15 protein-coding genes and 1 pseudogene are annotated in these 8,012 nt (G+C 55.0%); 4 read left to right on the top strand and 12 right to left on the bottom strand.

The annotated features are described in order from the left end of the window. The first annotated feature begins 228 nt into the window (after nucleotides 1-228). From JCM25156_RS06900 to JCM25156_RS06890, 3 genes are all read left to right on the top strand, one after another. On the top strand, nucleotides 229-522 hold the full coding sequence (locus JCM25156_RS06900) for a conjugal transfer protein TraD (protein WP_025812580.1): 294 nt from the start codon (nucleotides 229-231) through the stop codon (nucleotides 520-522). Between the two features lie 64 nt (nucleotides 523-586). Next, complete coding sequence (locus JCM25156_RS06895; protein ID WP_025812579.1) at nucleotides 587-853, top strand: conjugal transfer protein TraD; 267 nt, start codon at nucleotides 587-589, stop codon at nucleotides 851-853. After that, nucleotides 846-1,349, top strand: coding sequence for a Ros/MucR family transcriptional regulator (locus JCM25156_RS06890; protein WP_025812578.1), 504 nt, complete (start codon nucleotides 846-848; stop codon nucleotides 1,347-1,349). The genes JCM25156_RS06895 and JCM25156_RS06890 overlap by 8 nt, the downstream gene beginning before the upstream one ends. Nucleotides 1,350-1,400: 51 nt before the next feature. Here the strand turns inward: JCM25156_RS06890 and JCM25156_RS22215 are convergent, their stop codons facing one another. Beyond that, entirely contained in the window at nucleotides 1,401-1,736 is a 336-nt protein-coding gene (locus JCM25156_RS22215; RefSeq protein ID WP_242402521.1) for a hypothetical protein, read from the bottom strand. Between JCM25156_RS22215 and JCM25156_RS22210 the strand changes: the two genes are divergently transcribed. Continuing rightward, nucleotides 1,723-2,124 carry a hypothetical protein gene (locus JCM25156_RS22210; protein WP_242402520.1) on the top strand — a complete coding sequence of 134 codons (402 nt, stop codon included), beginning with the start codon at nucleotides 1,723-1,725 and terminating at the stop codon, nucleotides 2,122-2,124. The two genes, JCM25156_RS22215 and JCM25156_RS22210, sit on opposite strands and share 14 nt — an antisense overlap. Before the next feature lie 53 nt (nucleotides 2,125-2,177). Here JCM25156_RS22210 and JCM25156_RS06875 read toward each other — a convergent pair whose 3' ends face one another. The 11 genes and pseudogenes from JCM25156_RS06875 to JCM25156_RS06830 form a co-directional block, all read right to left on the bottom strand. Beyond that, nucleotides 2,178-2,363 carry a PIN domain-containing protein gene (locus JCM25156_RS06875; protein WP_010518059.1) on the bottom strand — a complete coding sequence of 62 codons (186 nt, stop codon included), beginning with the start codon at nucleotides 2,361-2,363 and terminating at the stop codon, nucleotides 2,178-2,180. Further along, nucleotides 2,360-2,605, bottom strand: a complete 246-nt coding sequence (locus tag JCM25156_RS06870) for a FitA-like ribbon-helix-helix domain-containing protein (protein WP_025812577.1) — start codon at nucleotides 2,603-2,605, stop codon at nucleotides 2,360-2,362. Before JCM25156_RS06870 ends, JCM25156_RS06875 begins: the two co-directional genes overlap by 4 nt. A 192-nt stretch (nucleotides 2,606-2,797) precedes the next feature. Then, on the bottom strand, nucleotides 2,798-3,052 hold the full coding sequence (locus tag JCM25156_RS32355) for a hypothetical protein (RefSeq protein ID WP_084296476.1): 255 nt from the start codon (nucleotides 3,050-3,052) through the stop codon (nucleotides 2,798-2,800). An 84-nt stretch (nucleotides 3,053-3,136) separates the two neighbouring features. Further along, entirely contained in the window at nucleotides 3,137-3,400 is a 264-nt protein-coding gene (locus JCM25156_RS06860) for a BrnA antitoxin family protein (protein WP_034958702.1), read from the bottom strand. Beyond that, nucleotides 3,384-3,668: a BrnT family toxin gene (locus JCM25156_RS06855; RefSeq protein WP_025812576.1), complete on the bottom strand. Its 285-nt coding sequence runs from the start codon at nucleotides 3,666-3,668 to the stop codon at nucleotides 3,384-3,386. Before JCM25156_RS06855 ends, JCM25156_RS06860 begins: the two co-directional genes overlap by 17 nt. Before the next feature lie 312 nt (nucleotides 3,669-3,980). After that, a pseudogene (locus tag JCM25156_RS27825) lies at nucleotides 3,981-4,387 on the bottom strand (DUF2442 domain-containing protein). After that, nucleotides 4,377-4,514, bottom strand: coding sequence for a DUF4160 domain-containing protein (locus JCM25156_RS27820; protein ID WP_242402519.1), 138 nt, complete (start codon nucleotides 4,512-4,514; stop codon nucleotides 4,377-4,379). Before JCM25156_RS27820 ends, JCM25156_RS27825 begins: the two are co-directional and overlap by 11 nt. Before the next feature lie 1,028 nt (nucleotides 4,515-5,542). Next, nucleotides 5,543-6,448, bottom strand: coding sequence for a replication protein RepA (locus tag JCM25156_RS06840; RefSeq protein WP_025812575.1), 906 nt, complete (start codon nucleotides 6,446-6,448; stop codon nucleotides 5,543-5,545). Nucleotides 6,449-6,642: 194 nt separating this feature from the next. Beyond that, nucleotides 6,643-6,897: a ribbon-helix-helix domain-containing protein gene (locus JCM25156_RS27815; RefSeq protein ID WP_084296474.1), complete on the bottom strand. Its 255-nt coding sequence runs from the start codon at nucleotides 6,895-6,897 to the stop codon at nucleotides 6,643-6,645. A 29-nt stretch (nucleotides 6,898-6,926) separates the two neighbouring features. Next, nucleotides 6,927-7,577: an AAA family ATPase gene (locus tag JCM25156_RS27810; protein ID WP_084296473.1), complete on the bottom strand. Its 651-nt coding sequence runs from the start codon at nucleotides 7,575-7,577 to the stop codon at nucleotides 6,927-6,929. A gap of 138 nt (nucleotides 7,578-7,715) precedes the next feature. Beyond that, nucleotides 7,716-8,012: tyrosine-type recombinase/integrase (locus tag JCM25156_RS06830; RefSeq protein ID WP_025812573.1), on the bottom strand; the 297-nt coding region annotated here is incomplete at its 5' end.

Below are 8,012 nucleotides of genomic sequence, written 5' to 3'. Positions count from 1 at the left end.
CGCCGCCACGGCGCTCCGGCCGGTGGCGCGGCTGATGACCTTTGCATGCAGGTGATAGATCGCCATAAGCACGATCCTATCACACCCCTTAAGCGCACGTCACGAAGTGACGTATAAGCGCGCACTTACATTTTATTGCGCTGCAATAGTTGATTGATCTGGATGAGTGACGCGGTTCTCGCCTGTGTGGTAGAGTATGCCACAAATCAGCAGGACAGGTGACCGGAAATGCGCAGGCCACGGGACATTGATGCGGAACTGAAGGCGCTTCAGGAAAAGGCGAAGCAGCTCAAGGTGCAACGGACCATCCAGCTCGGCGAACTGGTCGAGGCGACGGGAGCCGATACCCTGTCGATCGAGGCGCTGGCCGGGGTGCTGCTTGCGGCTGTTGAACAGGCGGACGGCAAACCCGAAGCCGTCGCGAGGTGGACCGAACGGGGGACGGCGTTCTTTCAGGCCGGCGCAAAAAAGGGCGGCCGGAAAGGAACCGGAAACGATCAGAACGGATCTGCTGGCGCTTGAAAGACGGATCAGGAAGCAGGCGGCCCTGATCCATCGCCATCAGGCACGAAAGGCACGCACCGACATGCGCGACTGGGCGAAGGCGCGACGCGAACGCACCCATCACTTGATCGAACTGGGTGGCCTGGTCCAGAAGGCGGGACTGGTCGATCTGACCGATGATGACCGCGCAACCCTGCTCGGGGCCTTCCTGGACATTGCGGGGCAGCTTCGGGAGGGCAGGAATACCGCGTCAAGCGACCTGAAAACACGCTGGAGGCGTGCGGGGCTTCATGCCTTCGACAGCGACCGGGAACATGACAGGACAACAGGCAGACGTGACCATGACTGACCACGAGATACTATCATCTGAAGCTGACACATTGCGAGAGCTTACGACCCGGATTGTCACAGCCTATGTCAGCAGTCACACGGTTCCGTCGGATACCCTGCCAGGCCTCATCGCCACGGTGTTTCAGGCGCTCGGAAGTCTGGGACAGGCGACGACCGGAACACCGGATCTGGTACCGGCCGTGCCCGTGAAAAAATCCGTGTTCCCGGATTACATCGTCTGCCTGGAGGACGGGAAAAAAATGAAGATGATCAAGCGTCACCTTCACACCGTCTATGGCCTGACGCCCCAGCAATATCGGGAAAAATGGGGTCTACCGGAAAGCTACCCAATGACCGCCCCATCCTATGCAGCCCGACGCTCTGTCCTGGCACAGGAGACCGGACTGGGGAGGACCGTCAAGGCGACACCGGAACCTTCGCACGTACCGGAAGCTGAAGTTCCGGTCACACGCCTGCCAGAGAAGAAACGCGGACGCAGGCCAAAACTGGCCTGAAGGTCCAGACAAGCCTGATCTGTCGGAATTTATTCCGTCTGGGCGTAGGCTTCACGCACGGCTTCCGGCCGATTGGAAATAGCGCGCAGATAACTTTTTGCAGCGGTATCCGGCGTACGTTCCCGCTTTCCCACCCTTGATGGTTTCCTCTTCCAGACCATACCAGAGCGCGAACTGTCGGCGACTGAGCTTCAGACGCCGACGGATCAGGGCCACATCCACATCGGCCTTGTGATCAACATGGATCGCCCTGATCCCAGCCTTTGCAAGGTCGGAAATAACCGCCTCGATCGTGTCAGTCATGGGCAGCAGAACGATTGCATGCCCTTCCGCCTGTTCCGAGGATTGCCTGATGAGGTCTTCCACCGTCTTCTTGGCGGCCAGCATCGTCAGTCCACGCCTGGACAGCGCCATCGTGGCAGCAATGGAATTGAGATCAGGCCACCCCTCACGCGTCAGGGTCAGGGCGAATCTGGCGCGTGAACCGGAACGGACACGGGATATGGCCTGGACAGGCCCCAGTCGTGCGAATTCCGCCTTCAATGATGATTTCATCGAGATCCATTCCTTCCAGAACGGCCTGTGCGATCGTTTTCAGATTGACGAACCCGACCCCATTGGCTGTTGCACCGTGGATGTGAGTCTTGGCCAGCTTCATGAATCCTTGGGATCGATCGACACTGAATTCAGCCATGACCATCAGAACGACACCAGGAGCCTGAATAACCAGGGTTGCGATCGGATCACTGCTCTGGTCATCGTCTATTTCGAATGACAGGTCTTCGACTGTCCACCGTGGCCTCATGCTGAATTATAGGTTCAATGAACCTATAATTCAAGCAGATCCCGCCGTCGTCCTTCCGGCAGCAGCGCCAACCCATACAGGATATCGGCCTGGGTCATGGTCGTGATGAAGATGGTCATCATGGACTGACGGGACATCCAGGCCAGCACCGCCCCGTCAGGCCCGGAGCGCATCAGTTCGGAGAGGATGTTGGTGTCGAGAACGATCACACTCCGAAATCCACATCCCTGATAGCCTCACGGGACACGGCAGGCAGGTCTACCCCGTCCAGCCTGGCAAAACGCTGGTGGATGGCCTGACCGGCATCTACCCCCTGCGACACTTCAGCGGAAAGAGCGGAGCGCAGGATATCGCGCACCTCTTCCTCCATGGAACGCCCATGCTGTGCTGCGCGCAGACGAAGCCGCTGCTTGAGACTGTCATCGAGATTGCGAATAATCATGACGGCCATAGGAACCTCCAGCAGGCAATGACAGCATTGCAATCACTGACTGCGCATTTTCAATCATCAGGTCAGGTTAGGTGTTTGAGGGAAGAGACGAAATCCCGCACCAAGCTGAAAACGGAAGCGCAGGTCCAAACTGGCCTGAAAATCCAGACGGAAACAGAACGCGGGAACGATCTCTCATTCCCGCGCTGAAGGTTACCAGTAATATTCGTGGGGCCGCCGGGTTCCGGTATACGGAAAGACCGCCTCAAGAGGATCGAGGTCGCCCTTGATGACCAGGCAGGCAATATGCCTGTCATGATGACGGCCAGGACGGATATCATGCAGATGGCTGTACCAGTTTGGAGATTCAGAGGCATCACGTGAGCCTCCATAGCCACAGCGATCCGGCCGGTTGGCCCAGCGATGGTCCCGGCCGTGTCTGCGGCTGTGATGATAGGTGCGAGACATGGGAGCTTCCCCTCCATGACGCGCGGAGTGATTTCCGGGCGTACCTACATCGCCCGATCTCCCCTATTCTGGTTTGAATACACTTTACCGCGCCTGTGCGACATCGGTCTCCAGCAGCATCCGCACATAGCGTGTGTAAGGGATACCCTTTGCCTTCGCCCTGGCTTTCACGGCGTCCAGCAAGGACGCCGGCAGGCGCATGTTGAGGGCAGCCGCCTTGGGTTCGATCTCAAAGCGCATGGGCTTGAAACCGGACAGGTCATACCGGGTCAGATCGGCGGTCGCGACGAAATCCTCGGCCGCTTCGTCACTGTGCAGCGAGGGTATGGACCTATTTTTGCTGCTCATAGTGGTCGATCTCCTTCTGATGCATGTAGCGGGCACTAATGGGACGTAACCGGGTCTGGCTGCTGATCGTCCTGAACATGAAGACCAGAAAAACGTAACGTCCGGCTTCAGTCCTGCCAATGGCCCGCATCCGGGGTTCACCAGGATAAGGATCAGCCATGACGGCAGGTTCTCCCAGCAGGACCTGCTCGATTTCCGCACGGGAGACCCCATGCTTGCCACATTTCGGCCAGTTGCCGTCATCCCAGTCGAAACCCGCAATCTTCATGCAGGGAAGATAGACATTTGTCTACACAAATGCAACGTCATTAGAAATCGGCGGTCCCCGTTCCATCCCCACATCTTCCCCCGTAACGATCCCCCTGGCAGTCCCCACGGTGTCCCCAGACCGTCCCCCTAGGATTTCGCGCTCTCATACACCATTGCACCGTTGGTGCGGGCATGCCCAAAGGGCTTGGAAAACCCGATCCCCTTCAGCCAAAGGGTGGGCTGATACGGTTTACCCTTTCGACAAGAATGGTCGTTGCAGCGAGCAGACATGGCACGACAATTCCCTACCGCCTGAAAGGCAGTGACTATCTTACGCGACGTTCCTTGGCCGACCGCCTTTAGCACCATTCCGGCGTGCCGCCGCCGCCTTTGCCGGGCTGGTGGACGATCCGCCCACGCGTCCCATCTGTGCTGCCATCCAGCTTCGGGAACCGTAGATACCGTGGATCAGACCTTCGACCAGAACATCGGCGTCGAGACGGGGCCAGTGAAGGCCATTACCCAGCGGAGTGATCTCGATCTCGGCCAGATCATTCAGAGAAGCGTTCTGCAGATCTTGTAGCAGATCCACAGGCACGCTCATCTCAACACCGTTGGAGAGCGTGACGTGAAGAGCGCGGCGAGCACGGATAAACCGTGCGGAGACCGCATGAGGAATTGCCGCTCTATGAAGTGCGTCTGCTTCACGAGCGGCTGATAGTTCATGTCATTCGCCATGTATCTTCTCCCATGCTTCAGCCAGCATCTCAGTGTGGTCCTGCACGATGACAAGGGCTTCCTGTATGACCTTATCTTTCATGCCACCTGCCCGTATCAGTCGGGCTTTCCTGTCAATTTCAATCATTGCTTCCCCATCCGCGCTTATGACGTGAACATGCATTGGCCAGCCTATCAATCCCCGACAAGGTCCGCAGAGCGTCCTGGGAGGCCACACAAAGCGCAATTCCCGTTATTACCAACCCAATAGCCATCACGCACAATAATGCCTGTACGGCCATCCTGTGGCGTCTGGTGGGCATGCTGTGACACGTGAGCTGCTGAATGATCGCCTGAACACCGGCGCGTCTTGAGCAGATTACGGTTTTGCCCGGTTCTTCTGGTGTTGCAGGCGTCGGGCGAGTGCGGAGCGGGAGCCCCGTAGGGCGTCGAAGACGCCGACGCAGGATAGAAAGCTGCTGGTAGAGATACAATGCGGTAACGCATTGTCGGATTATGATCTCGCGCCGTAGGCGTGTCCGTTTAGCGCAGCCCTGAAAGGGCGAGCAGGGGGATGCCGGGTGGGAGATCGCGCGAAGCGCGATCGGGGCGGCCGTAGGCCGCGAGCCGGCGGGGGCGTAGCCCCCAAGAGGCGGAGATTTAGATCAAGATTTACTCTTGTAGCCTTATATTTTTCCACAATTCCGTTAGAAATTATCGGACAACTACCGGAAAAACCTATCGGTTTAGATAACGGGAATCATATCGGTTTTAGGGGGGTGGTGATTGCACCGTGCCTACGGGTGGTGATTGCACCGTGCCTACGGGTGGTGATTGCACCGTATTAGGGTGGTGATTGCACCGGGATAACTTTTCTGTTCACAGAGAGAGGCCTTCTCCTAGAAACAGTGACAATCTCACTATCTTTTGGAGGCTTTGAGCAGAACAAGAGGGGTGGTAATTGCACCGTGCTTTCAGTGGTGCCACAAATGCCAAAAGGGTGGTGATTGCACCGCCTTCCTCTAACATCGAAGCGGACGCAAAAGGATAGCACTTGCATTATAATTGAACCGTTGATGCCGTTGCTAAAAGGGTGGTAATTGCACCGCGATCAGTCGACAGGGCCTGTGGTCAACGGGTGGTAATTGCACCGCTCATTTTAGTCAGATTTTCTGATTAAGTATCTGATCCGATGGTTTTTTGATAGGCGATGATCGTCTGCCGCGGTACGGGCGGCGGTGATGCGATCAGTCTTAGACCCGTCCGAACCTGTTCAAGCCTTGCATCTGGATAAACAGCCGCAACCTGTCGCAATGCGATCAGGAATGCCTTCTTGAAATTCTTATCATCCGTATATTCCTGCCCAAACTGCAAACGAAGGTTGGCCCAAGTAAGCTTCTCACCAGGCCGCCGCACCCGATGAAGTCGATGGGCAAGCCATGTGTAGATGTCGAGCGCCAAAGCTGAGTGCTGCAAACCCTCAAGTGCACGAGGGTCAAGTGGGACAGCGTTTTCTTTCAATTCCTGCCAGAATTTTTCGGATAGCTCGATCGTACTATCTTTTGCGAGATTTTTGGTCCACGCATCGAATTCATCCACCGGCCGGGCATTCAAATTGCGCGACCCGTAACCGAGCTTCATTTCACAGGCACACAAGGCATTCATCTGTGCCCGAAATGCCTCACGGGATGGACCATTCTGGCTGATGTTGAGGCGTTTCATAAATTCACTGATAGTCCGCCCGACTGCAACAATACGCGATTTTGTTCGGATCGCTTCGGTGCTAATGTGGAAAAGTGCCAATCGTGGCTTGGTTCCATACGGGACGAAGAGCTTTTCCCAATGGCCATCGTTAAACATTTCTCCCGCTGTAATAAGCAGGGATGCCTTGCCATTGTTTCGTTCAAAGCGAGTTTCTTTTGTCCGTTTACGGGGAAGACCAACCTGACAGAGCACCGTGTGCATGAACTCAATCTCATCAGGCGGAGTTGCTTGAATTTCAGCCGAAAGCTGAATGACACGTGCGGTTGTGGGAGAAAGGACCAGTTCACTCTGTTCTGATGGTGGTTTGCGTTTGCTCATTCGTCCCATCCCGCTCTGTCCCTGCTACGTTGTTCAGCATACGACCAATGACGCAAGGCCTGTTCGTCTTCTCAGCCATTTTTGTGTCATAAGCCGAGATCCCCTTTAGAGAGATATATGCACGTTCAGTGGCTCTAAAATTAACCCAATAAAGTACCATTAATATATTTTTTGAATATTCTTAAAATATCATTTTAACTTTCTTCTAACGCTTTGAAAATTGCCATACTGATAAACGCAGCTCGGCCTGTTCCCATAGCTTCAGCGCGTTCATCAACACGCCGTAATAGGTCTGGAGCAATGGTCAAACTAATCTGGCGTTTATGTCCCTTGGGCAACCCTTTGTCGTATGATGGAGGCTTTGTTTTTCCTGCATCAGGAGCTCCAGTAACGAAAGCATCTGCAGCAGATTCTACCGATGTCGGTTTAGCTTTGCGATGAATTGCCATTTAATCTATCCTTAATATGTTATGAATATTCAAATCGGATTAAAAACGGCATTTGCAAGTGCAGAAATTTCAGCGATAGCTTTGGGGTCTCGTGGCGTCAGTTCGGAAACAGCCAGACCTGCTCCACCAGCATTACTGAACGCTTTACGGCGTCGAATTGGTATCGGCAGATAAATGAATTGCGGCACATCTTTCACTGCTGCAGCCGCCTCTACATTATCCGTTGAATGATCTCCTGGATCAGCTTGGTTCATAACAGCTACAGCACGCAATCCATCCCGAACACTTCGTGCTTCATCAATGAGGGCAGCCATATCGTCTAGTGCCCATACGTCATAGGAACGCGGCGCAAACGGAACCAGAAGCGTATCAGCGAGAATGAGTGCTGCGCGAAGCGCTGTAGAATCTCGGCCGCCAACATCGATGATAATATCATCCCATTTATCACGCTGCTGCTGAACTTGGGCACGTAGATTAGGGCCGTCCGGATACTGTGCACAAGCAATCCCAGGTAGCTTTCCAGCTTCAGAACGAGCTGCGATAGCAGCAGCTGCTGTACCCTGTCGATCACCATCAATCAGCCATACCTCTCTACCAGCAGTGGCACGAATTATGGCGAGTTGAACAGCTAAAGTGGTCTTTCCCACCCCTCCTTTCGTATTTCCTATTGCGATAATCACCTTTTAATCCTTTTTGAATATCCAAAATAACTTCTTTTCATCTCATAATATGTTTGCCTTTGTCAATCACATAAAATGTGAAATGAATATTCATTCAATCGGAATGTAGGATATTTTCCCAAACGAGATATTTCTCGTTTACCCCCACATTTTCCGTGCGATATCCTGCTCCTCGGCACCGACGGCATCGGCGTAGATGGCGGTGGTGGAGAGCTGGGCGTGACCGAGCCATTTCTGCACCATGTTGAGGGGGATGCCGCTGGAGACGGCAGCGACGCCGAAGGCATGGCGCAGGCCCTTGGGGGACGCGGCCGGGCCGGACAGGCCGGCAGCAACCATGACCGCGTGTACCGCCCGCCAGCCGGTCATGCGGGACCAGGGCCACAGCCGGGCGGCCGATCCACGCCCTCGCCTACGCTGGGCCTCGCGGATGCC

It is taken from the genome of Komagataeibacter kakiaceti JCM 25156, from assembly GCF_000613305.1.
Note: the sequence above shows the minus strand (reverse complement) of the source record. Positions and strands in the feature narration are given on the sequence as shown.